Source organism: Rhizobacter fulvus, assembly GCF_964020785.1.
Window position 1 is genome coordinate 1,238,213 of record NZ_OZ224516.1, and the last position, 24,343, is coordinate 1,262,555.

General features: G+C 62.9%; 22 protein-coding genes and 2 pseudogenes. 11 read left to right on the forward strand and 13 right to left on the reverse strand.

The features are described from left to right. Positions 1 to 7: 7 nt before the first annotated feature. The 7 genes from mraY to mraZ form a co-directional block, all read right to left on the reverse strand. Positions 8 to 1,186, reverse strand: a complete 1,179-nt coding sequence (mraY, locus tag ACWH49_RS05980) for a phospho-N-acetylmuramoyl-pentapeptide-transferase (protein ID WP_056465163.1) — start codon at positions 1,184 to 1,186, stop codon at positions 8 to 10. Continuing rightward, positions 1,176 to 2,558 carry a UDP-N-acetylmuramoyl-tripeptide--D-alanyl-D-alanine ligase gene (locus ACWH49_RS05985; RefSeq protein ID WP_448170627.1) on the reverse strand — a complete coding sequence of 461 codons (1,383 nt, stop codon included), beginning with the start codon at positions 2,556 to 2,558 and terminating at the stop codon, positions 1,176 to 1,178. Before ACWH49_RS05985 ends, mraY begins: the two co-directional genes overlap by 11 nt. After that, positions 2,555 to 4,066, reverse strand: coding sequence for a UDP-N-acetylmuramoyl-L-alanyl-D-glutamate--2,6-diaminopimelate ligase (locus tag ACWH49_RS05990; RefSeq protein WP_448170628.1), 1,512 nt, complete (start codon positions 4,064 to 4,066; stop codon positions 2,555 to 2,557). Before ACWH49_RS05990 ends, ACWH49_RS05985 begins: the two co-directional genes overlap by 4 nt. Then, positions 4,066 to 5,844: a peptidoglycan D,D-transpeptidase FtsI family protein gene (locus ACWH49_RS05995; RefSeq protein WP_448174316.1), complete on the reverse strand. Its 1,779-nt coding sequence runs from the start codon at positions 5,842 to 5,844 to the stop codon at positions 4,066 to 4,068. The genes ACWH49_RS05990 and ACWH49_RS05995 overlap by 1 nt, the downstream gene beginning before the upstream one ends. 62 nt (positions 5,845 to 5,906) lie before the next feature. After that, positions 5,907 to 6,200 carry a cell division protein FtsL gene (ftsL, locus tag ACWH49_RS06000; protein ID WP_056465165.1) on the reverse strand — a complete coding sequence of 98 codons (294 nt, stop codon included), beginning with the start codon at positions 6,198 to 6,200 and terminating at the stop codon, positions 5,907 to 5,909. Continuing rightward, positions 6,197 to 7,144: a 16S rRNA (cytosine(1402)-N(4))-methyltransferase RsmH gene (gene rsmH / locus ACWH49_RS06005; RefSeq protein WP_448170629.1), complete on the reverse strand. Its 948-nt coding sequence runs from the start codon at positions 7,142 to 7,144 to the stop codon at positions 6,197 to 6,199. Before rsmH ends, ftsL begins: the two co-directional genes overlap by 4 nt. Before the next feature lie 12 nt (positions 7,145 to 7,156). Further along, entirely contained in the window at positions 7,157 to 7,597 is a 441-nt protein-coding gene (gene mraZ, locus ACWH49_RS06010) for a division/cell wall cluster transcriptional repressor MraZ (protein ID WP_200947123.1), read from the reverse strand. A 129-nt stretch (positions 7,598 to 7,726) separates the two neighbouring features. On the opposite strand from mraZ, the gene ACWH49_RS06015 reads away from it, so the two are divergent. Further along, positions 7,727 to 8,071 (forward strand): hypothetical protein, encoded by a 345-nt coding sequence (locus ACWH49_RS06015; protein ID WP_448170630.1) that lies wholly within the window; start codon positions 7,727 to 7,729, stop codon positions 8,069 to 8,071. Positions 8,072 to 8,135: 64 nt separating this feature from the next. Then, positions 8,136 to 8,525 (forward strand): hypothetical protein, encoded by a 390-nt coding sequence (locus ACWH49_RS06020; RefSeq protein ID WP_448170631.1) that lies wholly within the window; start codon positions 8,136 to 8,138, stop codon positions 8,523 to 8,525. Between the two features lie 174 nt (positions 8,526 to 8,699). Here ACWH49_RS06020 and ACWH49_RS06025 read toward each other — a convergent pair whose 3' ends face one another. Beyond that, on the reverse strand, positions 8,700 to 8,930 hold the full coding sequence (locus tag ACWH49_RS06025; protein WP_448170632.1) for a DUF6471 domain-containing protein: 231 nt from the start codon (positions 8,928 to 8,930) through the stop codon (positions 8,700 to 8,702). A gap of 72 nt (positions 8,931 to 9,002) precedes the next feature. Between ACWH49_RS06025 and ACWH49_RS06030 the strand changes: the two genes are divergently transcribed. From ACWH49_RS06030 to ACWH49_RS06060, 7 genes are all read left to right on the forward strand, one after another. Next, positions 9,003 to 9,989: a TnsA endonuclease N-terminal domain-containing protein gene (locus ACWH49_RS06030; RefSeq protein ID WP_448170633.1), complete on the forward strand. Its 987-nt coding sequence runs from the start codon at positions 9,003 to 9,005 to the stop codon at positions 9,987 to 9,989. Beyond that, the gene (locus ACWH49_RS06035; RefSeq protein ID WP_448170634.1) at positions 9,986 to 12,280 is read left to right on the forward strand and encodes a hypothetical protein; all 2,295 of its coding nucleotides are present in this window, start codon (positions 9,986 to 9,988) and stop codon (positions 12,278 to 12,280) included. Before ACWH49_RS06030 ends, ACWH49_RS06035 begins: the two co-directional genes overlap by 4 nt. After that, a complete protein-coding gene (locus ACWH49_RS06040) occupies positions 12,273 to 13,910 on the forward strand; it encodes an ATP-binding protein (protein ID WP_448170635.1) in 1,638 nt (545 codons plus the stop codon). The genes ACWH49_RS06035 and ACWH49_RS06040 overlap by 8 nt, the downstream gene beginning before the upstream one ends. Further along, complete coding sequence (locus ACWH49_RS06045; protein WP_448174317.1) at positions 13,907 to 14,851, forward strand: TniQ family protein; 945 nt, start codon at positions 13,907 to 13,909, stop codon at positions 14,849 to 14,851. Before ACWH49_RS06040 ends, ACWH49_RS06045 begins: the two co-directional genes overlap by 4 nt. Positions 14,852 to 15,078: 227 nt before the next feature. After that, entirely contained in the window at positions 15,079 to 15,642 is a 564-nt protein-coding gene (locus ACWH49_RS06050) for an IS607 family transposase (RefSeq protein ID WP_448170636.1), read from the forward strand. Further along, positions 15,642 to 17,159: an IS200/IS605 family accessory protein TnpB-related protein gene (locus ACWH49_RS06055; protein ID WP_448170637.1), complete on the forward strand. Its 1,518-nt coding sequence runs from the start codon at positions 15,642 to 15,644 to the stop codon at positions 17,157 to 17,159. Before ACWH49_RS06050 ends, ACWH49_RS06055 begins: the two co-directional genes overlap by 1 nt. 104 nt (positions 17,160 to 17,263) lie before the next feature. Further along, positions 17,264 to 18,097, forward strand: a complete 834-nt coding sequence (locus ACWH49_RS06060; RefSeq protein WP_448170638.1) for a DNA adenine methylase — start codon at positions 17,264 to 17,266, stop codon at positions 18,095 to 18,097. Between the two features lie 398 nt (positions 18,098 to 18,495). Here ACWH49_RS06060 and ACWH49_RS06065 read toward each other — a convergent pair whose 3' ends face one another. After that, positions 18,496 to 18,864 (reverse strand): hypothetical protein, encoded by a 369-nt coding sequence (locus ACWH49_RS06065; protein ID WP_448170639.1) that lies wholly within the window; start codon positions 18,862 to 18,864, stop codon positions 18,496 to 18,498. 72 nt (positions 18,865 to 18,936) lie between these two features. Next, a complete protein-coding gene (locus ACWH49_RS06070) occupies positions 18,937 to 19,302 on the reverse strand; it encodes a hypothetical protein (protein ID WP_448170640.1) in 366 nt (121 codons plus the stop codon). Positions 19,303 to 19,705: 403 nt separating this feature from the next. Here ACWH49_RS06070 and ACWH49_RS06075 point away from each other — a divergent pair. Continuing rightward, positions 19,706 to 19,897 (forward strand): annotated as a pseudogene (locus tag ACWH49_RS06075) (4-fold beta flower protein); the annotation flags it as partial. A gap of 53 nt (positions 19,898 to 19,950) precedes the next feature. On the opposite strand, the gene ACWH49_RS06080 reads toward ACWH49_RS06075, so the two are convergent. The 3 genes from ACWH49_RS06080 to ACWH49_RS06090 form a co-directional block, all read right to left on the reverse strand. Further along, complete coding sequence (locus tag ACWH49_RS06080) at positions 19,951 to 20,778, reverse strand: N-acetylmuramidase domain-containing protein (RefSeq protein WP_448170641.1); 828 nt, start codon at positions 20,776 to 20,778, stop codon at positions 19,951 to 19,953. 526 nt (positions 20,779 to 21,304) lie between these two features. Further along, positions 21,305 to 22,378 carry a hypothetical protein gene (locus ACWH49_RS06085; protein ID WP_448170642.1) on the reverse strand — a complete coding sequence of 358 codons (1,074 nt, stop codon included), beginning with the start codon at positions 22,376 to 22,378 and terminating at the stop codon, positions 21,305 to 21,307. Continuing rightward, complete coding sequence (locus ACWH49_RS06090) at positions 22,375 to 22,905, reverse strand: hypothetical protein (RefSeq protein ID WP_448170643.1); 531 nt, start codon at positions 22,903 to 22,905, stop codon at positions 22,375 to 22,377. The genes ACWH49_RS06085 and ACWH49_RS06090 overlap by 4 nt, the downstream gene beginning before the upstream one ends. 780 nt (positions 22,906 to 23,685) lie before the next feature. Between ACWH49_RS06090 and ACWH49_RS06095 the strand changes: the two are divergent. Next, positions 23,686 to 24,326: pseudogene (locus ACWH49_RS06095) on the forward strand (nicotinate-nucleotide diphosphorylase); the annotation flags it as partial. Between the last annotated feature and the right edge of the window lie 17 nt (positions 24,327 to 24,343).

The window sequence follows — 24,343 nt, forward strand, 5'->3', positions numbered from 1 at the left end:
CGCGGCTTCAGCGAAGTTTCAGGCTCGCCAGGCCGATCAGGCACAGCAGCATCGTGACGATCCAGAACCGGACGACGACCTGCGTTTCCTTCCAGCCCGATTTCTCGAAGTGGTGGTGCAGCGGTGCCATCTTCAGGATGCGCCGGCCGGTGCCGTAGCGCTTCTTGGTGTACTTGAACCAGCTCACCTGCAGCATCACCGACAGCGCCTCGGCGACGAACACGCCGCCCATGATCCCGAGCACGATCTCCTGGCGCGTGATCACCGCGATCGTGCCCAACGCTCCTCCAAGAGACAACGCGCCCACGTCGCCCATGAACACCTGCGCCGGGTGGGTGTTGAACCACAGGAAGGCCAGGCCGGCGCCGGCCAGCGCGGCGCAGAAGATCAGCAGTTCGCCGGCGCCCGGGATGTACGGGAACAGCAGGTACTTGCTGTAGACCGAACTGCCGGTGATGTACGCGAAGATGCCGAGCGCCGAGCCGACCATCACGACCGGCATGATCGCCAGGCCGTCGAGCCCGTCGGTCAGGTTGACCGCGTTGCTCGCGCCGACGATCACGAAGTAGGTCAGGCCGATGAAGCCGAACACGCCGAGCGGGTAGCTGATGGTCTTGAAGAACGGCACCATCAGGTCGGCCTTGGGCGGCAGCTCGTTCGCGAAGCCGCTCTGCACCCAGCGGATGAAGAGTTCGAGTACGCGCAGGTTCGAGGTCTCGCTGACCGAGAATGCGAGGTAGAGCGCCGCGACCAAGCCGATCACCGACTGCCAGAAATACTTCTCGCCCGAGGGCATGCCCTCCGGGTTCTTCTGCACCACCTTGCGCCAGTCGTCGACCCAGCCGATTGCGCCGAAGCCGACCGTCACCAGCATCACGATCCAGACGAAGCGGTTGGTCCAGTCGAACCACAGCAGCGTCGAGACGCCGATGCCGATCAGGATGAGCACGCCGCCCATTGTCGGCGTCCCGCTCTTCGCCAGGTGCGATTCGACGCCGTAGGCGCGCACCGGCTGGCCGATCTTCAGCGACGTGAGCCGCGCGATCACCCACGGTCCGAACGCCAGGCCGATCAGCATCGAGGTCATCGCCGCCATCACCGCGCGGAAGGTCAGGTACTGGAACACGCGGAAGAAGCCGAACTCCGGCGACAGCGTCTGCAGCCAATTGGCCAGGCTAAGCAGCATGGGTTTCTCCGGCCGCGAGCAGCGCTGCCACGACCTGTTCTGTCTTCATGAAGCGCGAGCCCTTGACGACGACCGCGGCGCAGGCCGGGGCCTGGGGCAGCGCGGCGAGCAGGCTCGGCATGTCGTCGAAATGGCGCGCGCCGGGAAAGGCGGCCGCGGCGTGCGTGCTGGCGCTGCCGACGGTCCACAGCGCGTCGATGCCGCGCGCCTTCGCGAACGCGCCGACCTCGGTGTGGAACGCCGGGCCGTCGTCGCCGACCTCGCCCATGTCACCGAGCACCAGCCAGCGCGGGCCGGGCAGCGACGCGAGCACCTCGATCGCGGCCCGCACCGAGTCCGGGTTGGCATTGTAGGTGTCGTCGATCAGCGTGACGGACTGGCCGCCGCGCTGGAAGCGCTTGACCTGCGAGCGGCCCTTCACCGGCGCGAAGGCTTCGAGCCCGCGGCGGATCGCCTCGAGCGTGCACCCGGCGGCCAGCGCGCAGGCCGTGGCCGCGAGCGCGTTCTTGACGTTGTGCCAGCCGGCGACCAGCAACTGGACCGTCGATGCGCCGGCCGGCGTCTGCAACAGCAACGCCCAGTGATCGCCCACCCACTCCGCATGGCAGGTCACATCGGCCTTGCCACTCAGCGCAAAGGTCAACGTCGGCCGGTGGCCGGCGAGTTCGTGCCAGATCGGCGCATGCGCGTCGTCGGCCGGGAACACCGCGGTGCCGGACGCGCCGAGCGCCGCGATGACCGCGCCGTTCTCGTGCGCGACCGCCTCGACGCTGGCCATGAACTCCTGGTGTTCGCGCTGCGCGTTGTTGACCAGCGCGACGGTCGGCGCGGTCAGCGCGGCCAGCGCGGCGATCTCGCCGGGGTGATTCATGCCGAGCTCGACGACGCCGGCGCGGTGCCACGCGACGTCGTCCTGGCGCAGCCGCAGCAGCGTCAGCGGCACGCCGATGTGGTTGTTCAGGTTGCCGGCGGTCGCGAACGCCGCGTCGCCGAGCCAGGCGCGCAGGATGGACGCGATCATCTGCGTGACCGTGGTCTTGCCGTTGCTGCCGGTGACCGCGATCAGCGGCAGGTGGAAGCGCTGGCGCCAGGCGTGCGCGAGGGCCGTCAACGCGGCTTGCGTGTCGGCGACCTGCAGGCCCGGCAGCCCGGCTTCTGCCAGGCCGCGCTCGGCCAGCGCCGCCGCCGCACCGCTCGCCTTCGCCTGCGCGAGGAAATCGTGCGCGTCGAAGTTCTCGCCCCTGAGCGCGACGAACAGATCGCCCGACTGCAGGCTGCGGGTGTCGCTGTGCACGCGCAGCACTTCGGTCGCGCCATAGCCGACCAGCGTCGACGCCGGCAGCAGCGCGTGGGCCTGTGCAAGCGTCATCATGCGGCGGCCCCTTGGCGCACGCGCAGCGCGGCGCCCGCCTCTTCCACATCCGAGAAGTGGTGCTTGACGCCCTTGATCTCCTGATAGTCCTCGTGGCCCTTGCCGGCGACCAGGATCACGTCGCGCGGCCCCGCGTTGCGCACGGCGTGCGCGATCGCCGCGCGGCGGTCCTCGATGACCTTGACGCGCTCCTGCGAGCCGGCCAGCCCGGCGACGATCTGCAGCAGGATGAAGGCCGGCGCCTCGTTGCGCGGGTTGTCGCTGGTGATCACGACCTGCTGCGCGAGCCGCTGCGCCAGCGCGCCCATCAGCGGCCGCTTGCCCGCGTCGCGGTTGCCGCCGCAACCGAACACGCACCACAGCAGCCCGCCGCGCTCGGCCGCGAACGGCTGCAGCGCGAGCAGCGCCTTCTCCAGCGCATCGGGCGTGTGGGCGTAGTCGACGACGACCTGCGGGCCGGCCGCGTCGGAGGCGACGCGCTGCATGCGCCCCGGCACCGGCGTCAGCAGCGCACACGCGGCCGCGGCGTCGACCAGCGACACGCCGCAGGCGCGCAGCCCGCCGATCGTCACCAGCAGGTTCTCGGCGTTGTAGCTGCCGATCATCTGCGTCCTCACGGCGACGGTCGCGTCGTTCTCGCGCAGGTCGAAGCACAGGCCGCCGGCGTCGTAGCCGACGTTCGAGGCGCGCAGTCGCGCGGGCCCGGTCGCCGAGCACGTCCACAGATCGAGCGCGCCGCCGCTCGGCGAGCGCGCGATCTGCGCGCCGTGTGCGTCGTCGATGTTGACGACCGCGGCGCGCAGGCCGGGCCAGGCGAACAGCGCGGTCTTGGCGTCGCGGTACGCGTCCATCGACCCGTGGTAGTCGAGGTGGTCCTGCGTCAGGTTGGTGAACAGCGCGACATCGATCTGCGTGCCGGCCAGGCGTTGCTCCTGCAGGCCGATCGAGGTGGCCTCGATCGCGCAGGCCGCAAAGCCCGCATCGGCGAAACGCTTGAACCCGGCCTGCACCGTGACCGGCCCGGGCGTGGTCATGCCGGTGAAGGTCATCGCGGCGGCTTGCAGCGGGGATGGCGGCTCGCCGACACCGAGCGTGCCGATCACGCCGCAGCGCCGACCGACCGAACTCAGCGCCTGCGCCACCCACCACGCGGTCGAGGTCTTGCCGTTGGTGCCGGTCACGGCGACCACGTCGAGCCGCGCGCTCGGCGTGCCCATGAACGCGCTCGCGAGCGGCCCGGTCGCGGCCTTCAGGCCGTGCAGCGCGGCGACTTCGGCGCGGTCGAGTCCGTGGAATGCGTCAGCGCCCTCGGCCTCGACCAGGCACGCGCTTGCGCCCCCGGCGAGCGCCTGCGGCACGAACTGCCGACCGTCGACCGCATAGCCCGGCCACGCGATGAACGCATCGCCCGGCGCGACCTGCCGGCTGTCGATCGCGAGCGCACGCACGCCGCGCTCGGCGAACCAGCCGAGCGCGTCCGACACCGATGCGAGTTCGCGCAGTGCCATCAGAAGCTCTCCTCCTCGGCCGGCACATCCTTCGCGATGATCTGGGTCTTCACGTCCAGGTCGGGCTGCACGTTCAGCGTGCGCAGGGTCTGCTGCACCAGGTCGCTGAACACCGGCGCGGCCACGTCGCCGCCATACCACTTGCCGTTGCTCGGCTCGTCGACCATCACCGCGACGATGATGCGCGGGTTGCTGATCGGCGCGAGGCCGACGAACCACGAGCGGTACTTCTTGACCGCGTAGCCCTTGCCTTCCTGCTTGTACGCCGTGCCCGACTTGCCGCCGACCGAGTAGCCGATGGTCTGCGCCTTCGGCGCGGTGCCGCCGGGCAGCGTGACCAGCGCGAGCATCTCGCGCACCGTCTTCGCGGTGTGCGGGGAGATCACGCGCAGGCCGCTGACGCGCGCGTCCTCGCCGACGGCGGTGCTCTTGGTCAGCGTGACCGGGATCATCTCGCCGTCGTGCGCGAACACGGTGTAGGCGTGGGCGATCTGGAACAGCGACGCCGACAGGCCGTAGCCGTAGCTCATCGTCGCCTGCTCGACCGGACGCCAGGTCTTGTAGGCCCGCAGCCGCCCCGTCACCGCGCCCGGGAAACCGAGCTGCGGCTTCTGGCCGAAGCCGACCTGGGTGTAGAGCTCCCACATCTCGCGCGGCTGGAACATCAGGCCCATCCGCATCGAGCCGATGTTGCTCGATTTCTGGATCACCTGCGAGACCGTCAGGTCGCCATGGGGGTGCGAGTCGCTGATCACGAAGCCGCCCATCGCGACCCGCCCCGGCGCGGTGTGGATCAGCGTCTCCGGCTTGACGCGGTTGGTCTCCAGCGCCCAGGCGGCGATGAAGGGCTTGACGGTCGAGCCGGGCTCGAAGGTGTCGGTCAGCGCGCGGTTGCGCAGCTGCGCGCCGGTCAGGTTGCGGCGATCGCCCGGCGTGTAGCTCGGGAAGTTGGCCAGCGCCAGCACCTCGCCGCTGCGCGCGTCGAGCACGACCACGCTGCCGGCCTTGGCCTTGTTCTCGGCGACCGCGTCGCGGATGCGCTGGTAGGCGAAGAACTGGACCTTGGAGTCGATGCTCAGGTCGATGTCGCGGCCGTCGACCGGCGCGACGCTGTCGCCGATGTCCTCGACCACGCGGCCGAGCCGGTCCTTGATGACGCGGCGCGTGCCGTTGCGGCCGAACAGGTCCTTCTCGTGCGCGAGCTCGATGCCTTCCTGGCCGTGGTCTTCCACGTTGGTGAAGCCGACGACGTGCGTGGCGGCCTCGCCTTCCGGGTACTTGCGCTTGTACTCGCGCACCTGGTGCACGCCCTTCAGGCCGAGCGCGAGCACGTCCTTGGCGACCTGATCCTCGGCCTGGCGGCGCAGCCAGACGAAGTTCTGGTTGTCGTCGAGCTTGTCGGCGAGCTCCTTGCTCGTCATGCCGAGCAGGCGCGCGAGCTGCTTGCGCTGCGCCGGATCGGCGTCCAGGTCCTTCGGGATGGCCCACAGCGACGCGGCCGGCACGCTGGACGCCAGGATCAGCCCGTTTCGGTCGAGGATGCGGCCGCGGCTGGCCGGCAGCTCGAGCGTGCGGGCGTAGCGGATCTCGCCCTGGCGCTGGAAGAAGTCGGTGCCGATCACCTGCACGTAGAGCGCGCGACCGAGCAGCCCGCAGAAGCTCAGGCCAACCACCGCGACCAGGAACTTGGAGCGCCACGGCGGCGTCTTCGAGGCCAGCAGCGGGCTGGTCGAGTAGGTGACAGCCCGCACGTTGGCGCCGGTGCCGCGCGCCTGCACGCTGCCGCGGCGCGCGCCGCCGGCCTTGCCCGACGGGGCTCCCTTGATCTTGTCGAGCCAGCTCACTTGGCCTCCCCCGCCGCGCTCGCCGGGAGCGCGCGGCTGATGTACTGCGTGACGGCCGGCGTCGCGGTGCGCATCGCGAGCTTGTCGCGCGCGGTCTTCTCGACCCGCAGCGGCGTCGCCTGCGACTGCTTGTCGGACTTCAGGCGCTCGAACTCGTTGTCCAGCAGCCGCTCCTCGCTGCGCGCCCGGTCGAGCTCGGCGAACAAGCGGCGCGATTCGTGCGAGACGTGGACGAGGTAGACCGAGCTGCAGATCAGCGCGATCAGCAACAACACGTTGAGCCGCGTCATGCCGCCACCTCGGTCCGTTCGGCGACGCGCATCACCGCCGAACGCGCGCGCGGGTTGGCGCGCACCTCGTCGTCGCCCGGCTTGACGCGGCCGAGCGAGTTCAGCCGCATCGCCTTCGGTTCCGCGAACGGGGCACGGCGGTCGAACACGTGCTTGCTCTCGCGGGCGATGAAGGTCTTGACGATCCGGTCCTCGAGCGAGTGGAAGCTGATCACGACCAGCCGGCCGCCCGGGGCCAGCAGGTCGATCGCCGCGCTCAGGCCTTGTTCGAGCTCCTCAAGCTCGGCGTTGACGAAAATCCGAAGAGCTTGAAATGTGCGCGTTGCAGGGTTCTGGCCCGCTTCGCGGGTCTTGACCGCACCAGCCACGACACTGGAAAGCTCCCCCGTGGTTCGAACAGGGTTCCCGCTTTCGCGCCGAGCAACAAGCGCCTTTGCAACCTGTAGAGCAAACCGTTCTTCCCCATAGTCACGTATCACCTCCGTCAGTTGGCGCACGTCGGCGCGGGAAAGGAAATCCGCCGCGCTCTCGCCGCGGGTCGTGTCCATGCGCATGTCCAGCGGCCCGTCGAAGCGGAAGCTGAAGCCGCGCTCGGGGTCGTCGATCTGCGGCGACGAGACGCCCAGGTCGAGCAGCAGCCCGTCGACCTTGTCGATGCCCAGCGCCGCCAGCGTGGGGACCATGTGTGCAAAAGAGGTGTGATGAATGGAAAAACGCGGGTCAGTCACCCGCGTTTCGCCTGAGGTCGCTGCCGCAATGGCATCGAGGTCCCGGTCGATCGCCACCAACCTTCCCTTCGGCGACAGGCGCGACAGCAGCAGCCGCGAATGCCCGCCGCGGCCGTAGGTGCCGTCGACGTAGATGCCGTCCGGCGAGGTGACGAGCGCGTCCACCGCTTCGTTCAGCAGCACGGTCGTGTGCGGGCGGGCGCCTTCCGGGTTCATGCAGCTGGACGGTCAGAAGCTGAAGCTCTTCAGCGACTCGGGCATCTCGGACTGCATGACCTTGGCTTCGTGTTCGGCGTGGCGCGCGGCGTCCCACAGCTCGAAGTGGCTGCCCATGCCGATCAGCATCACATCGCGAACCAGGCCGGCCGACTGGCGCAGCTCGGGGGCGATCAGCACGCGGTTGGAGCCGTCGATCTCGACGTCCATCGCGTTGCCGAGGAACACCCGCTTCCAGCCCGCCGCCTCCATCGGCAGCGCCGACACCTTGTCGCGGAAGGTTTCCCACGCGGGGCGCGGAAAGATCATCAGCGAGCCCTCGGGGTGTTTCGTGATCGTCAGCTGGTTGCAGCCCATCGCGGTCAGCAGCTCGCGGTGACGCGCCGGCACGGCGATTCGCCCCTTGCCGTCCAACGTCAGAGCCGCCGGCCCCTGAAACACGATGTTTGCCACAAAAACCCAGAAAAGTGCACCTTGCGCTACTTTAACGGATTGCCGAGCCACCGGTCAACGAAATCAAAAGAAAAGTCAATCGAATCAAAGACTTAGCGCTGGTTTGAAACACAGCTTGAGGTCTAAAAGGTGTTCAAAAACAAAGACCTGCGCTGGGCTGTGAAAGTGATGGGTGAGCTTGGGGTCGCTCACGTAACCAAGTGGGGCGGCAACTGGAAAACTCAATTTGGCTCGCAAACCGCTCAACTAACCCCTGAACGGCTCAACTCTGTCGCGCACTGCACGGCGAACCTAGGACAAGTGACGGACTGGCGTTCCGCATGGTGGGAAATTGGGCAACCTTCGGGAGAAGCTCCATCAACCGTGGCGAGCTTGTGGCAAAACACCCGTGTCGCATCGCAACCCTATGCCACCGCGATCCCGCTCGTGCTTCTTTCGCTGTCTCAACGAATGGCAATGTCAGCGAAAGTGTAAATGTGCAGTTACGCCGCGCTCAGTCGTAGCGTTCGGACGCGCACGGCGCTGAAGGAGGTACAGGATGAACCGAATGCACGAAACGTTCATGCAATGCCTGCACTCAGGCGCTCTGATAGAGGCGAGGCACTTCCGAGAGTATCTTCAGGTCAGCGAAGAAGAAATCGAACACCAGCTGCTTACACGGCGACTGTTTGCGATCGATTGGGCCGGGACACGTGCGTTCCCCGCCTTCTTCCTGAACCCGCTGTATCGGCGCGCTGAACTGGAGGCAGTCTCGCAGGCGCTTGGGCAGCTCTCCGGCGGAAGCAAGTGGCTGTTCTACACGTCTTCGCGTGGATCGCTCGCAATACTGCGCGGAGAAGATGTCCACGAAAGATCTCCCCTGGAGACGCTCCTTGATGGGGATTTCCAACGAGTCCTGAGAGTCGCGCACGGACACGCAGAAACCTGACGACAGAACGGTCCTTCCCCGTCTAGCGACTCAGCGCGGAAGACTGCCTCGCGAGACCGGGAAGAAGCCTCGCTACTGACTCGCCGGACGTTTGCCCAGTACTACCCACGGTGGTAGCCGCTGTAGCACCGCAGCTTCCACGCGGCTAACCCAGCTCGCTCGTCAACAAAGTCTTCACTCCGCCATATGGGCCTGAGACATCCTGGCTCGGTGCTGCCGCGCCGCCTCCTTGCACTCAAGGAAAAAGGCGTGCGTGAAGGCTCCCCGGTAAAGACGTTTAGTAAGGCTGGCAGCGTTCACGCCCTCCAGTGCCAGAGCCGCCGCCAATTCGGCGTACGACATCCCAGCGGTGCGCAGCAGCGTCCGCAGCTCATTGGCCGCCTTTTCTTCCCAGATTGACTTCATCGGAAAAGCGATGGTAGCGACCGGGCGCGTGCCCTTGCCATCCTGGACGAAAGTGGGTATACATATACCCATATGTGTCTATATATCCGCGCATTCTTCATCCATGACATCGCAGATCTAGAGCTGGACTCAGTCAAACCCGAAGCAAATCGAAGGCTAAAACCGATCTATCTACTGACGGAGAACTTCAGCGAGAACATCATGGGACGGTCGTACGAATTCACCGAGAAGAGACATCAGAAGTGGCTCGACCAAGGGCGCGGGACGGGTGAGGGTCCAACCTGGGTGCCATGGCTTCAGAAGGCAGATTTTTCCTCACGCGGAAAGGCGACCATTGACAGCCTGAAGGGTGAGAACGGTCGCGAGGTCCACGTCTTTTCGGCGTTGGAACGTCTCGCTTGGATGGTCTACATCTGCAAATGCGATGTCCTGGGAATCGAAGAGCAATTTCCATTAGACCGGGACATGACCCGAGAGATTGCGGCCTCATTGGGTGTGAGGCACCCCTGTTCCGAGGTGGACATCGTGATGACCACGGACTTGCTTGTACGAGTGCGGAGGCCCGACGGTACGGTTCAGCGACACGCCCGATCGGTCAAACCGAGCCGGGACTTCGGGAACCACAACCACATGGAGCACGCAGAGATTGAGCGCAGGTACCACCTAGCGCAGGGTCACTCCTTTGCGGTGCTGACAGAGTCCTCGTTCTCGAGAGAGTTGGCTCGAAACATCGACATCCTTTACATGCATAGAGACGCTCATTCCCAGAGCGAACCGCTGGACTACGCGGGCTCTTATCAGTACGTAGAAGAGGTGGTTCGAGGCGCAATCCTTTCCTGTAACAGCAATGACGCAAGACTGTTCGCGTTTTGCACAAAGCTGAACGAAAGCCGATCCTGGCCGCCTGGCCTGGCCACCCGAGTCGCCCTCAACCTCATCCGCTGGCACAAGTTGAGCGCTGACTACGGTGGTACCTACCTAGGAGACCAGAGCGTCCTTGCAATCGCACAGAAGACGCGAGCGCGAGAGGCTCAGTCGAGACTGGAGGTGGCAGCATGAACGTAGCCCTTGGAATGATTCTTGAGGAGTCAACGACACGCCGGCTCTACCGGCTTGTCCATAAGGATGTGACTCGAGTCAGCCTGATGCCAATCGGCGAAAAAGATGCGTGGAACATCTTCGTCGGCGCAAAAGCTTTCGCGATGAACCTTGAAGACGGCACCTGGAAGGAATACTTTCCACCTGTGTCGACATCCACGGAAGACGATACGGTCCGCTTGCATCAAGGCAGCGCGGTATCTCAAGACCACGGAGATGCGCTTTACAAACTCCTCGCTGAGGCGTTCTCGTACACCCCTCAGCTCCTGACGTCGAAAGGACGCGGAGCGCTTTGGAACGATCTGCGGGCTGCCGAAAAGTCCCTCGCCAAGTCCACTTTCTACAAGGCGGTTCGCCGTTGGCTGGAGGGTGGCTTGGTTCCAATTGCACTTCGAGCTCGCTGGGGCGCCGGCCGGACTGCGATGGACAAGCAGGACCTCGAAACAATCGACCTCGCAGCGGCCATCGAGACCGTTCGGTCAGAATCGATGCGACTGCAGCGAGAGAGTCATCGTCCGGGTTCAGACGCGGATTCGACCAAGCTCGGGCGACATCGAAAACGTAACGCCACAAAGTCGCCCACGCTCTACCGAGTCGACCGGCAAACCCTGCGCGTCTTTAAGACTTACTTCGACCGCAAACAGAAGCAGATGGGGAAGACTCTTCCCGCGCTTTACAACGAAATGCGTGGCGAAGTCTTCGCGACAGTACAGCCGTTCGGACCCCCCGAGAAGTGGCCGACTTGGGCCATCCCCTCGTTCGCACAATTTAGCTACTACTGGCGCGAGATGGTCGGATACAAGCAGAAGCGCGTGGCCGCGCATGGCGCTAAGACCTTCGAAACCAGCGAACGAGCCAAACTGGGGCAGTCCATCTCTCTTGCTTACGCTGCAGGACGTATTGGCGAGCTGGACGCGACCGTATGGAACGTTGAACTGGTCGGCGAGGGACCGGACGCGCCAATCATCGGCTCTCCCGTGGTATTTCGTATTCGCTGCAAGGATACCGGCCAGCTTCTTGGCCTGTCTATCAGCCTGGAAGACGCCTCGTTCGCAGGTGCAGCTCTCGCGATCGCGAATTGCCTCGAAGACAAGGCCGCCTTCTGTCAGCGCATCGGCATCAATGACATGGTCGTGCCGTGGAACGTAAGGGGGCTCCCAGCGCAAATCGACGCAGACATGGGCGAGACCTATAACAACAAGCCGAAACGGTTTGTGCGACTCACGGGTGTATCTATTGAAACCATGCCCGGCGGGCGCGGCGACATGAAGCCAGGCGTGGAGTCCGATTGGCACACTTTGCAGACGAGGCTAAGCCCGCTCACCCCAGGCGCAATCATCAAAGCGTACGAAGCAGAACACGGTATCAAGTGGCGAATGAGAGCCGCAATGACTCTGAAGCAATTCACGCGAGAACTGGTGCTTGAGGAGCTCAAGCGCATGCATACCCCACGCGGTGACATGAAGCTCCCAGCGGACCTGGTAGCCCGGGGTGTGACGACGGCCCCGCACGACATGTTTGAGTGGAGCGTCCGCAACTCAGGCGGAGGACTGAAAAAAGTCGACGAGACACTCGTCCGACTATCTCTGCTTGACCTAGAAACCGGCTCCGTTACTGAGCGAGGCCTCACAGTGAAAGGCGTCCACTACGTCTGCAAGTCACTTCGACTAGCCGAGGCACACGCCCGGGCACGTCAAATGGGTCGTAGAACAGTGCGGGTGGCCAAAGACCCATTGCTTGTTGACCGCGTCTGGCTCATCGAGGGCGACGAGGAAGCTCCGACCTCGTACGAGCCTTGTCGTATGGACATGAACTTCATCAACCAGCGGTCATACGCGGGTAAGACATGGCGCGAAGTGCTGTCGACTATCCGAGAAGGTACGACTCTCGACATCGTCGCAACGGAGAACCGCCTCCAGCAAATGGACGCACTGAGCCGACTACAGGCCGAAAACAGGTCAACCGCTCGCGAACGCGTCGCGCAGGCGCGCAAGGATTTTGAGACCAACGAGTCACAGCTCACTCTAGCTCGCGAGGACGCAAGACTGGAGGAAAAGAACGCGCTATCACCAGGGCTCGCCATCACCGCGCCATTGGCACCCAAGCAAGACGCGCCCGCCGCAACTGTGACCCCCATCACCCGCGTCGCAGCGCCGCCGCAACCACCAAAAATGAGCCGCTTCGAGCGACTAGCGCAGCGCCACCAGCCAAACGTGGACGACGCGGCCCCAGCGAGACTAGCAAATGATTGACGTTACCAAGTACTACCCGACAGAGAACTCCGATTACCAGGGGAACCCTCTAATCTCCCTTCTCCCGTCACTCAATCCCGAGACGCTGTCGGACTTGATGTCATCTCCTATCAAGTTCTTCCCTGAGCGCCGCGATCACGCAGACCATCTGCGTGTGCAGTACATGATGGGGTTGATGGAGTTCTACATCCCCTTGCAGCAGCAACAGACATGGGCGTGGTCGCTGTGGTCTCTCATCTGTGAAGGCTACAAGCGTCGCAACCCCCTCAAGGTCGCTACGACCAGCCAGTTCAACGCCATGTGCGAGTCCATCGTAGAAGGTCAGCCGCTACACGCTCCCCCTGGCAACTTCCTTGAGTCGAAGTGGTGTTCAGTCCTCATTGGCACTCCCGGGGTAGGCAAGTCTGCCACCGTCAATGCCGTCCTGGAACGCCTCGGCTCAGACCTGTATCACCACAAGAACCACGGGCACCTTTACCAACAACTGGCTGTGCGAATTCAACCGGCCAAGAACACGACCGGCAAGGGACTAGCGCTTCAAATCTTCACAGAACTACGAGACATAGCTAAGAAGACCGAGCACTTTGTCCCTCATGGCGGCGACAAAGTACCCGAGACGGAGCCTCTGCTTCTTAGAGCCATTGAGGTGCTTTCGCACAAACTGAACCTCGGCATCCTGGTCCTGGACGAGCTACAGCATCTGTACAGAGGCACCGGCGCCATGGACGAGGATGCTATGAAGTTCTTGACGAGCTTGGTCAACAAGCTGCAGATTCCAATGCTGTTCGTGGGCACCTGGCCATGCCTTTCCCTGCTTTCACAGGAAGGCCGGTTGTCCCGGAGAGCCGTGTCACCGGCCGGAGACTTTTTTCGCCGCATGCCCAACGATGAGGAGTGGTACGACTTCCTCGGGGTCTTGTTCCGTCTTCAGTACACGCGCAAGCCAGTTGAGCTCAACAAAGGAATTTCCGACATTCTGTACCACCACACTCAGGGCATCCAGGACCTTACGGTGAAGCTTTTCGTCATGGTGCAGATTGCCGCGATGGGCAACGACTCGGAAGAGATTTCAATGACGCTGATTGACACCGTGGCCCGAAATCAAATGCCGGTTGTTGCTCCTTGGATTCGACAGATGCAGCTTGGCAAGCGCGAGGACGACGTGCTCATTTACGACGCTGAACCCGTTGACTTCAAGAAGTACATCGAGCTCGTTGCAGCCAAAGCCGCTCTCAACAAGTCTCGGCGGAAGGTCAAAGGCTCCAGTGACACCGTACCCATGTCCGAATCGGCCATGGTTTATCAGATTGCGGAAGCCGTCGTCGCAGCAACGGAAATTGGAGCGGAGGACGCTCAATCGCTTGCCACCGAATCAATGCGAAAAGCGCCGCACAAGTCCGTCTCAGAGCATGTCTTCCGACTCCTCGGCGACGCACGCCCGAAGGGTCCGCAGCCCACTAAGGCGACCTCTGCAAGCAAGCAGGCCAAAGTCTTCGCGCAGTTCGAGGCACTCGACGACGAGGACCTTAGAAAGGTCGCCTTCTTGGCACTACATAGCAAGGCATCGCCCGAGCAAGCACTAAGAGACGCCGGACTCGTCGTGGACGCGCTGGCGGACATACCTTTCTGAAGACCTGGGGGCCATCTGCGCCCCATGTCGACGAACTCGCGATCAGCGTGGTCGCGCGCTACGCCCGCGACTGGGGATATCTGGATGGCGCCTCTGTTGTAACGGCCGGTCTCGGCCTTACGCAACTACTTTCGCATCCCGCCGCTCCGGGCCCGTTGCAGACATTGGCGGCTATCGCCTTCCCAGAGTACGCCGACCACATCGCTCGGATGGCATTCATACGCCGGCATACGACTCTCCCGTACTTCCTGGCGTTCGAGCCGAGAGCCCTGGCCAAGGCAGTCCTGTGCGATCTTGTCTCGGGTAAGCAGAGAACGGTCTACCGCGCTTATCGGCCGGCGATGACATTGTGCGGACAACCTGAGCGGTTGCGGTTCTGTCCTCGTTGCTTAAGACTCGATGCACGTCGCCTCGGAGGCGGAATCTGGCATCGCTCTCATCAACTGCCTGCGTTGACACATTGCCCGCGTCACGGAACTCCGCTGCTAGATAGCGACGTTCCATACACGGGGAGTCCCTGGTCGGAATTGCGCGCTCCATCCGCACATATTTGCCGTGAGCTTGCCGAGAACATCACCAAGCCGCTCTTCGGAGAGGCACTAACCCAAAGCGTTGCCGCAGCGAGCATCCGCCTTCTCGGTCGAAGCCCCGGATCTGCGCACGTGTCCGTGGATGCCTATCGCCGAGCCTTACGCGTTCTGGGGCTGGGAAAGTTCAGTCGCCGCGTACAAACCAGAGCCGTTGTCGACGACTTCTCCAAGTGGCTACGCATCAACGGCGGCGAAGTGAGCTCGCTAGGTCCGGCTCGTTGGCCGGAGTCACTGTTCACGCAGATTGAATCGCCAACCTCTCCTCTTCAGCACCTTGTCTTTCGCTGCTACCTCTCCGACAGATTGCGTGTGGTCAGCTTTCACGCTGGCGTCGACCCCGAAGCGGAATGAGGTAGCAGGTGGCGCCATTTCGGCGAAATACGGCGACTGGATCTAGTGGCCGTCATAGCCGTTGCTTGTTGCTCGCATCACTGCTGGAGCGACCGGTTTCCTAGGAAGAGGTGTCCAGCTGCGAACTTAACGAAGCGCTTTACCTTTCTGCGAGCACCGTTAGCCCGGACAGCGGGTTGAGAGCTGGTGCCTACACCTTGAACAACTATGTTCAAGGGTAGGCAGTGATGAAGCTCAAGCAATGGGCCGCCAGAAATGGCGTGTCGTACAGAACGGCGTGGCGGTGGTTCCATCAAGGAACCCTGCCGGTGCCGGCACGCCAAGTCGCCTCGGGGACCATCCTGGTCGATGCCGCGACTTCGCCGACCGATGGCGTTGCGCTCTATGTGCGTGTGTCCTCGGCCGATCAGCGGGCCGACCTCGACCGCCAGTTGGCTCGCCTGACGCAGTACGCCATCTCCGAGGGATGGCACATCACTGCCGCGGTCAGCGAGGTCGGCTCCGGCATGAACGGGCGCCGCCCCCAGCTGAGGAAGCTGCTAGCCGATGTCAGCGTGAAGGTCATCGTCGTTGAGCATCGTGACCGCCTGACTCGCGTCGGCTTCGAGTACCTAGAAGCCGCCTTGTTCGCATCGGGCCGACGCTTGTGCGTCATCGACAACGCCGAGGTCCACGACGACCTTGTGCGGGACATGTGCGAGGTGCTGACCTCGTTCTGTGCACGTCTTTATGGTCGACGAAGCGCCAAGCGCAAGGCCACTGCGGCTCTGCGCATCGTCGGCGAGGCCTGATGCAGGCCACGTTCCAGACCCGGCTGAGGGTCGGCTCCGAAGAGTGCACCGTGCTAGACCGCTGGGGCGAGCTATACGCGCGCGTCCAGCACCAGCTCTTCGCCGCCTACAGCAAGACAGGTGATGTGAAGACGCTGGACCAACTCAAGAGCGAGATGTGCGGCCGCCACGGCATCACCGCCCGCCACTTCAACGCCGTGTCCGTCAGCCTCAAGGGCAAGATCGCCTCACGCCAGGCGGTGGACAAGGCCGCGCTGGCCGACGTCAAGGTGGCGCTGGCGTCGGTACGCAAGACGCTGACCCGGCTGGAGCGTCAGAAGACACCGCTGGACGCGCTCCAGCGTCGAGTCTGGGTCGGCAAGAAGCGCCGGTTGGCGCGTCTGGAGGCCCGCGCCAAGATGCTGAGTTCCGGCCGCGCCGCGCTGTGCTTCGGCAGCCGCAAGCTGTTCCGGGCGCAGTTCGACCTCGTCGGCCACGGCTATGCCGACCATGCGCAATGGCAAGACGCCTGGCGCCGCGCGCGCTCCAGCCAGTTCTTCCTCATCGGTTCGAAGGACGAGAGCGGTGGCAACCAGAGCTGCACCGCCACCATCGCAGGCAACGGCACGCTTAGCCTGCGTTTGCGGCTGCCCGACGCCCTGCGAGGTGGCTCTGCGAAATATCTGATGCTGGACAACGTCTGGTTCGAGCACGGTCAATGGGAGCTCTACAGCGCGCTCGAGTCTGGCCAGGCCATCAGCTTCCGGTTCGTGCGAGACGAGACGAGCTGGCGGGTGTTCGCCTCGACCGAGCGGGCAGACGCCCGTGCCAAGCCGGACTTCCAGCTCGGCGCCGTGGGCGTGGACATCAATGCCGACCACCTCGCGGTCAGCGACGTGGACCGCCACGGCAACCTGGTGCACGTGCTGTCGGTGCCGTGCGTCACCTACGGCAAGACGAGCCTGCAGCGGCAAGACGCGGTACGCATCGCCTCAAAGGCGGTCGTCGCCTACGCCGATCGCGCGGGCAAGCCCTTGGTGCGCGAAAAGCTGGACTTCAGCCGCCGCAGGCAGGAACTCGGTTCGCTCGGCGTCGCGCAAGCGCGCCGACTCTCGAGCTTCGCCTACGGCGCCATTCAACAAGCCCTGGACAGCAACGCGTTGCTGCGGGGTGTTCCAACGGCCGAGGTGAACCCGGCCTACACGTCCGTCATCGGACGCGTGAAGTACGCCAAGCCACTTGGCGTATCGGTTCATCAGGCTGCGGCACTGGCGATCGCCAGGCGCGGCATGGGCTACGGGGAAGCAGCGCCTGCCCGTCCGGTCATCCCGGACGGCAAGGGTGACCACCTCATCGTCGAACTACCCGCGAGGAATCGTTCGATGCATGAGTGGTCGCACTGGGCGAAGGTGCGCTCCGCAGTTCAAGGGACCCTTGCAGGGTGGCATCGGCTGCGCATCGCCGCAGCCCGCGAAGCCGCAGGTTGGCGCAAGCCCGTCGCGCCGCTTCGCGTGGTCAGTCCGATGTCGGCGCGGTGAGAGTCCGCCCCCTGAATCGTCAGCCTCAACCGTTCGGCTGGCGTCGTGGAATGGTTGTCCACGGATTTTGAGCGGCCGATATAAGTGGCAGCTCAAGACTGTGGATGTACTTTCATCCACAGAGCCAAGCGTGCCATCCCTATCTTCGTTGGGCCGGAGGTAAGTCACGGCTCCTCCCTCAGTTGCTCCCCCACTTGCCTCTGCGAGGTCGCCTTGTCGAACCCTTTGTCGGCGCAGGTTCGGTCTTCCTCGCGGCAGACTATGACAACTACCTCTTGGCCGACGCCAACCCCGACTTGATTTCAGTGTGGGTTGCGCTGCAGAGCCGACCAGCGGAGTTCATCGCGGCGTCGCAGCCCTATTTCGACAAGAAGAACTGGAGCGAAGATGCCTACCTGCGAATTCGCGAAGAATTCAATCGAGAGGTCGACCGATTCGAACGCGCCGCGCGCTTCCTGTACCTGAACAAGTTCAGCTTCAACGGCCTGTTTCGAGTGAACAGGTCCGGTGCCTTCAACGTGCCCTACGGTCGGCCGAAAACCCTGCCCCACTTCCCGTTCGAGGCGCTCGAAGCTGCGGCCGTAAAGCTGCGACGATGCATCTTCATGAACGGAGGATTCGAGGCCACTCTGGCCGAGACCGGGTTCGGCGATGCCGTTTATTGCGATCCGCCTTACCACTCGAAGTCAGAAGCTCCGAGCTTTACAGGCTACGTCGCCGGCGGTTTTGGCCTTTCTGAGCACGAGAGGCTCGTGATTAGCGCCCGCCAGGCGGTTAAGCGCGGAGCCACGGTGCTCATTTCCAATCACGATACAGCTGAAACGCGCGAGCTCTACAAGGGCTGGGAATTGCACGATCTGCAAGTTCGGCGCAGTTTGAGCGCCAGCGGAAGCGCTCGCGGTATGGCCAATGAGCTGCTGGCAGTACTGCGCCCCTAGAGGAGGCAGCGGTTAGACGAAAACCTACTAAACAGCCTCCATCGACGTCCGCGGCAACGGGCCTAGGCGGAGCGATCTCCACTCCTGAACCTTTGCACCAGTCGGCCTTGCTCGAGCCGGAGCGTTGACGACTCACAGTCTTCGGGTGCGTGACGGTGCATCAGGTGAACGTCGAGCTCTTCGGAACGAGCCAGTGCGTCTATGAGTGCACGCACCTTGTCAAATGGCAGCGAGCTGACGTACTGACCGGCATCGGGCCCGCGCATCAACTTCCCATAGCGCCAAAGCAGACGCCACCCATCAGCGCCGAGAATGCTTACGGCATGCTCATGCAAGGCTCGCAAGCGCCCGAGGCCAATCGCAGACACCGTGTTCTCCTAGTGAGCAGTCAGTGGAACTCAGATGGCAGAGGTCAGATTACCCCGATTCCCAGCCGCCCATACTTCAACGGAGACGTCTGTCCAGGATTGCGCCGAGTTGATTCGCGCCCATTTTTCCCAAACGTAGATCGCGTCCGAATGTTCCCCGGGAGGCCCCTTCAACTGATAGACCCGACCTGAAGCTGTCACACCCTTCATCAGCGACGCGTCAAACGTCCGGATTACCGAACTGGCTCTGCCCTCCCGGTTCTCGACCGCCCACCCAGAGAAGTGCCTGTTCCCATTGGGCAACTCGAGAACTTGCCACTCCACCAGCGTGAGCGACGGCTGCTGTGTCACGTTCGCAACCTTCCATACGCCACCAGTCACATATTCAGCAAGTTCCAAGAGAGTCTCCCGTTAGCGTGATGCGCAGATGTTGACCCCTTGTTCGCTCACTAGGTGAGCCACTGCGCTGCGTTAGCGAACGCGCTGCCGACTCTTCTCCTCATGGGCCGATTTCTGGCGCTTAGCCCGCTTGCGCGCATCTAGCGCGCGCGACAGTTCAGCCAACCGCTGTTGAAGCAGATCGACGGTCGCAATCGCTTCCCGCAAGAGATAAAGGAGCCGCTGTGCCCGGATATCGCTATCCAGGTGCACCGAGACTTCCCGTTCCACCCACTCGTCCGGAGCCTTGGCCATATCAGCCAGGCTATCCCTGAAACGACTCATGACTGCTACAACTGCCTTTGCGAACTCCGCAGGCGTAGCGCCGACGACCGACTCCTCGGTCGATTTCTGTCGGTCCGAACTCACTCGCCTTCGGCTGGCAGGCTTCGTTGTCATCATTGATCTCCGCGCGGTCAGCCCGCAGTAAGAGACAGACCCGTCGTCCGGCACTGGGGTCAATGATGTCCAGCTGGTAGCTCATGGGATGAGCCTGCGAAGCAAGAACCATGTCGGGGACCGACCGGAAGCATTTCACAGGTCGACTGTGCGACTGGCGCGTCTGGCGCCGCAAGCAGCCGACTATCCTGCGCGATAGCAGGGCCGATCGGTACCGACTGCTTGACAAGACTTGCGGGATTGGCGCCAGCCATCAAGCTCTCCAGCAGCGGCGTGTAGGATCCCGCCGGCGTGTCAATGACCTCGGGGTTGAGTTCGCCAAAGCAGCGCCGGTGATGATGAGCGGCCTCGACGCAGCTGAAACAGGTTGAGAAATCAGGCGTGACTCAACGGCGGCGTCGCAAGCCGATTTTACGGCGACTCGCTTCTGGACGCACGAGGAAGACCCGTCGCTTGGTTCCAGGGCGAGTCACCCAGCGGCACAATGGCGCCCATGCGGCCCATGCGCCCGATGCGGCCCATGAGGCCCATGCGGCCCATGAGTCCACTCGGGGGTTGGTCTGAGCTGGCCTTTACCGACTGGCTCGCGGCGTAAGTCTGTATGTCTTTCCCATCAGGCAGCTCGAACCCGACAGGAGCGCCGCTGACCTATTTCCAGTGCAGGCCGGCCGCGCGCATTATTGCGGCGAAAACCTCGTCGTCCAACTCCTCGCTATCGCCGAGCCTGGTGTCCTGTCGAAAGGCGACGATGGTTCGACGTGTGTTCTGGCCAAGGATGCCGTCTGGATCGCCCGGCCGATAGCCGAGGAAAAGAAGGCCAGCTTGCGCGGCTCGTACACGCAGGTCCCGGGTGATCCCTGAGGAAAATTTCTCGTACGCCGACTTGAGCTTAAGGTCGTAGTGCTCCTTCCAGTACCCTGATCCGTTGTAGCTCCGCGCGAACCCGGTCCAATCGTGCTTTCTGAGCTTCCCGTCCAGTCGCTTTCCACTGATGAACCTGATCATCGCGTCCAACTGCACCCCCTCAGATCGGCACATCTGATTGGCCATATCCGACGCATCGGTGAATCCCGCCACCTCGGCATTGAAGCCCATGACCTGGCCAAGGCCCCAGCTCGCGCTTCGCAGCGCCGGCTCGTCACCCATGTTCTTGCTGCGACACAGCACCAGAGCGCGCTGAAGGCGCCCGAACTCGGAATCCCCACCGACATACCCGCCACCAGTCTTCGCACAGATATCTGGGTCACTGCCTGAGAACCGGCCGTCAGTCTCCCGGAAGAAGATATGGCGTTCAAACAAGGTCTTCGGGCGCCTATTCCGCAGGAACCCAAATCCCCGGCTCTCGACCGTAAGGACCGCCCAAAGCAGCGGCATGTCCGCAACGGGGTCCATGCCAAGGATCTCAAGGGCCGATTCAAGGTCAGCCTCCGTTAGCGGATTGCCCACTCCCACGAAGCTCTTCTCTTCAACAGTCATTGTCAGGCCCCTCACGATACGAATGAGTAACGCGGACCGTCAGAACTCAAATTCGGACTTAAAGCGCTACGCCGCAACCGGCGATCGCAAGTAGCAGCAGATGATTTTGCCGCGCTCACCATTTAGACGCACCCCCTACCCTGCCCACCGCTTACCTAGGCCATCCGCTCCGCCAATCGGGCAACACAGGCCGTCCACGGTCATACATGTTGCAGACGTCAAGGCGAACGGCCGGAACTCATCGCGGTCCGCCATGGTGAGATTTGCCCATCACCATGCTCGCTTGGACGCGCTGCTCATCGGGACGCTGCGCCGTGACTGAATATCGAAGGATCACTGAACTCGACAGTCTTGCAATCATTCACACCGCTTCCGAGTTCTACGCAGGCGTCCACGCGTTCATGGAAGTCATGCCGAGGTTTGTCGCGCACGTCGGAGGTATAGGAGGCGCGATTGCACAACTTGTCTTGAGACAAGGCATCTGGCGCTTGAGGTCGGGCTTGTCGACGCCGGACCCCGCTCTCGATCAATTAGCGAGCCGGCTCAGTCTGCGACCGACGACATCGATACCGGCAGTTGAACTTTGAATGCGCACATTGGAGAACGCCTTGATCGAAACCTCGTTAGCGACCTTCGATATTTCGCCAACCTCGGCCGCGGCAGCTTTCGGGTCAGCCGATGCCGCAGCCTCCGCTCGGCTTGCGCAAGTATGAAGCGCCTCCAATGCCAGGGTCGCCATTCTGTAGTCGTCAGTCGCATTCCAGCGCTTCACAAGAAGTTCGTCGAAGTCCTCGAGCGTCTTTACGAACTCACGATAACGGCCGCAAGCTTCGAGCGTAAAGCTCGGCGGAGCCGTAGCAAGCGTCTGCCATATCTGCCGGAGTTGTTCTGCGTCAACAAAGTCAATCTCTTTGAGAAGCGTCTCAACCATTTTCGGCCCCTTGGGCCCTAGCGCCTTAACCATGGCACTACGCCCGGCTTCGATTCCGATCTGCTCACGAAGATAGGTCTGAACCTGAAGGACGTTGTCGCTAACAGCAAGAAACTTGTTGCGACCGAGCTCTCGCGCAATCTCAAGGTACTTGAAGAAAATCTGCACATCAAAGACGTACAGCGGTCGCTTTTCCTGTCGAATGGTATTCAGCCTGCGCAAAGACAAGACCGACGTCTCCTGATAAAGACGAAACAACTCCTCGCTTCTCATCTGATCGGATGCGACGTTGATGCCGAAGATCTCCCTGACCCGTTGATTCGTGTCCTGAATTTGCAACCCGAACAAGGCAACCTGGATTGGTTGTGTCCTTCCCCACGGAAGTCGAATTCTCAGGCGCTCACTGCTGTAGTCGGGAGGCGGCTGCTCAAACGCGACTGACGAAGTCCCGATGAGCTTGCCACTCGTTTTTGGCGCGTAGGCCCATACACTCGCGCCCTTCGCTTCAAGCTTGCTGTCCTCAGACGCGACCTGGACCTTGGGCACCTGAACACCTTCTTTGCTGGGCACAAGCGTTGCACTGACGCGAAGCTCCTGCGCATGAACCTGCAATCCCCCAAGTGAACACAGCGCCAGGAAGAACGCTGCCGAGCGGGAACTCTTGTTCACGGCTTTCCCTTGATGCCCAAAAGAGCGGCTAGGTAGAAGACACAAGCGCTCAGAACTGTGCGCGCCCACTGTTGTGCGTGCACTAGTCCCTCGAGGCCTAACGCATGCCCGTCTTTCCATTTTGGGTTGATATTGATATAGCCGTAAACCGCGAGCGCCAACGCCAGGAACAGGACTGTCACCATGACGCCGCCAAAGACGTTGAGTCGTCGCTTGTCGTCGACTAGCGAGAAGCAGACCGGAGCGACCATCAGTGGGATAGCACCCAGGAGTATGGCTGTCAGGCTCTGTATGTCGCTAGCGCGCTCACCGGACAGTCGAGGCAACGCCTCAATGGCTTGAACCAATGCAGCACTACGATTGCTGTCCACGTCCCAATCCTGGACAAGCCAAGCAGTCAAGAACGCGATGCCAACAAGTGCTGCCATCAACAGTACAAGAGCGCACTGACCGACGCGCTTAACGACAGGATCATCGAAGTCCAAAGCAGCTTCCGGGTTAGCCAATTGCTTGAGCGATACAGCCATGTGTCGGCCATGGTTCTGCCTGACGCGTCAGTTCCACGTCACAACAGCACTCACTACCCCGCTGTTGCTGCGCAAAGGATTCGGCGCTTCGACACACACTCGCTGACCATTTGAAGGGTGGAGTCGCCCTGTGTCAAGCAATGGGGCGCTCCTCTACCGGTTCTAGGGATACAAATCATTTGAGACGTTCCTGCATTTCCGTTTGCTGGCGAGGTCCATTGCAGCCCTATCCATCTATTCCAGACTATATCTGCCGGAACCTCTTCTCTCGGGCTCTCCAGTTGGGCATGGGTAGCCCTACTGTCTCACTGCGATTTACTCAGCGGCGCATTCGCCCCGCCCCAGAGGCCCTCCAGGGAGCCAGGATCTAAGCGGTGTTCCTGTTCTGCAGCGTTGCTTGCATGAATGCGACTTGCATTCCTGGGAGGTTGGGAGCATTCGCCACTAGGAGCACGGATAGTTGCGATAACGCACGCTCCACGTGCCCGCGCCGCTCAGCTGACGCCCCCTACAGATGCACTTTCGCTTGCGCCAGGAGATACCGCTCGATCACTGCCGAGTCCAGGCTCAACTCAACAAGTCGCGTGGCCGAGAGTTTGGACTAGATGGCGATGAACGAATTGCGGGGCGTGCTCGACTGCCTCGAGCTGGGCCGCGGCGAGATCGACGTACCCGAGCCGGTGCGTGGGAGAGCGCTGGGCTGCATCGAACGCATGCTCGACTTCGTGGCCGCGCATCCCGCCGCCCTCGCGCCGGCGGTGCAGGGATTCGTGCCCAACCATGACGACAGGCGCACAGGTCTGCAGCATCGAGGCGGACGCGCGGGGGCTGCTGTCGGCCGAGCGGCCGGCGCTGAACTTCCTGCAGCTGTTGTCGGCGACCGCAACCGTCACACGTGCCCATGTGCGCGCGATCGAAGGCGCATCGCCCAACCCGCGCGGCTGCGCCGTGCTCGACACCCGTAAGACCGTGCCCGGTCTGCGCCAGGCGCCAAAGTACGCGGTGCGGGTCGGCGGCGGGCAGAACCAGCGGCTCGCGCTCTGGCACGGCATCCTGATCAAGGAGAACCACATCGCCGCCGCCGGCGGGGCGCAGGCGGCGCTGAGCGCTGCGTTCGCATTGAACGCCGGGGTCGAGAGCCAGATCGAGGTCGAGACGCTGGATGGCTGCATGATGCGCTGGCGGCCGGCGCCACGAGCGTGCTTCTCGACAACTTCACCGAACCCGCAATGCGCGACGCGGTCGCCGTCACCGCCGGCCGCGCGCTGCTCGAGGTCTCGGGCGGCGTCACGCTGGCGCAATTGCGCAACATCGCCGCGACCGGTGTCGACCGGATCTCGATCGGCGCATTGACCAAGGACGTGCGGGCGGTTGACTACTCGATGCGGGTCGCCGGCCCGATAGAACGGGAAGCCGGCTGAATCCACGGCTTCCCGTG

Excerpts from the sequence above, each read along its gene's own strand:
- mraY (WP_056465163.1), bottom strand. The coding sequence starts at position 1,186 with ATGCTGCTTAGCCTGGCCAATTGGCTGCAGACGCTGTCGCCGGAGTTC.
- ACWH49_RS05985 (WP_448170627.1), bottom strand. The coding sequence starts at position 2,558 with ATGATGACGCTTGCACAGGCCCACGCGCTGCTGCCGGCGTCGACGCTG.
- ACWH49_RS05990 (WP_448170628.1), bottom strand. The coding sequence starts at position 4,066 with ATGGCACTGCGCGAACTCGCATCGGTGTCGGACGCGCTCGGCTGGTTC.
- ftsL (WP_056465165.1), bottom strand. The coding sequence starts at position 6,200 with ATGACGCGGCTCAACGTGTTGTTGCTGATCGCGCTGATCTGCAGCTCG.
- rsmH (WP_448170629.1), bottom strand. The coding sequence starts at position 7,144 with ATGAACCCGGAAGGCGCCCGCCCGCACACGACCGTGCTGCTGAACGAA.
- ACWH49_RS06020 (WP_448170631.1), top strand. The coding sequence starts at position 8,136 with ATGAACCGAATGCACGAAACGTTCATGCAATGCCTGCACTCAGGCGCT.
- ACWH49_RS06025 (WP_448170632.1), bottom strand. The coding sequence starts at position 8,930 with ATGAAGTCAATCTGGGAAGAAAAGGCGGCCAATGAGCTGCGGACGCTG.
- ACWH49_RS06030 (WP_448170633.1), top strand. The coding sequence starts at position 9,003 with ATGTGTCTATATATCCGCGCATTCTTCATCCATGACATCGCAGATCTA.
- ACWH49_RS06035 (WP_448170634.1), top strand. The coding sequence starts at position 9,986 with ATGAACGTAGCCCTTGGAATGATTCTTGAGGAGTCAACGACACGCCGG.
- ACWH49_RS06040 (WP_448170635.1), top strand. The coding sequence starts at position 12,273 with ATGATTGACGTTACCAAGTACTACCCGACAGAGAACTCCGATTACCAG.
- ACWH49_RS06050 (WP_448170636.1), top strand. The coding sequence starts at position 15,079 with ATGAAGCTCAAGCAATGGGCCGCCAGAAATGGCGTGTCGTACAGAACG.
- ACWH49_RS06055 (WP_448170637.1), top strand. The coding sequence starts at position 15,642 with ATGCAGGCCACGTTCCAGACCCGGCTGAGGGTCGGCTCCGAAGAGTGC.
- ACWH49_RS06060 (WP_448170638.1), top strand. The coding sequence starts at position 17,264 with ATGTACTTTCATCCACAGAGCCAAGCGTGCCATCCCTATCTTCGTTGG.
- ACWH49_RS06070 (WP_448170640.1), bottom strand. The coding sequence starts at position 19,302 with ATGACAACGAAGCCTGCCAGCCGAAGGCGAGTGAGTTCGGACCGACAG.
- ACWH49_RS06080 (WP_448170641.1), bottom strand. The coding sequence starts at position 20,778 with ATGACTGTTGAAGAGAAGAGCTTCGTGGGAGTGGGCAATCCGCTAACG.
- ACWH49_RS06090 (WP_448170643.1), bottom strand. The coding sequence starts at position 22,905 with ATGGCTGTATCGCTCAAGCAATTGGCTAACCCGGAAGCTGCTTTGGAC.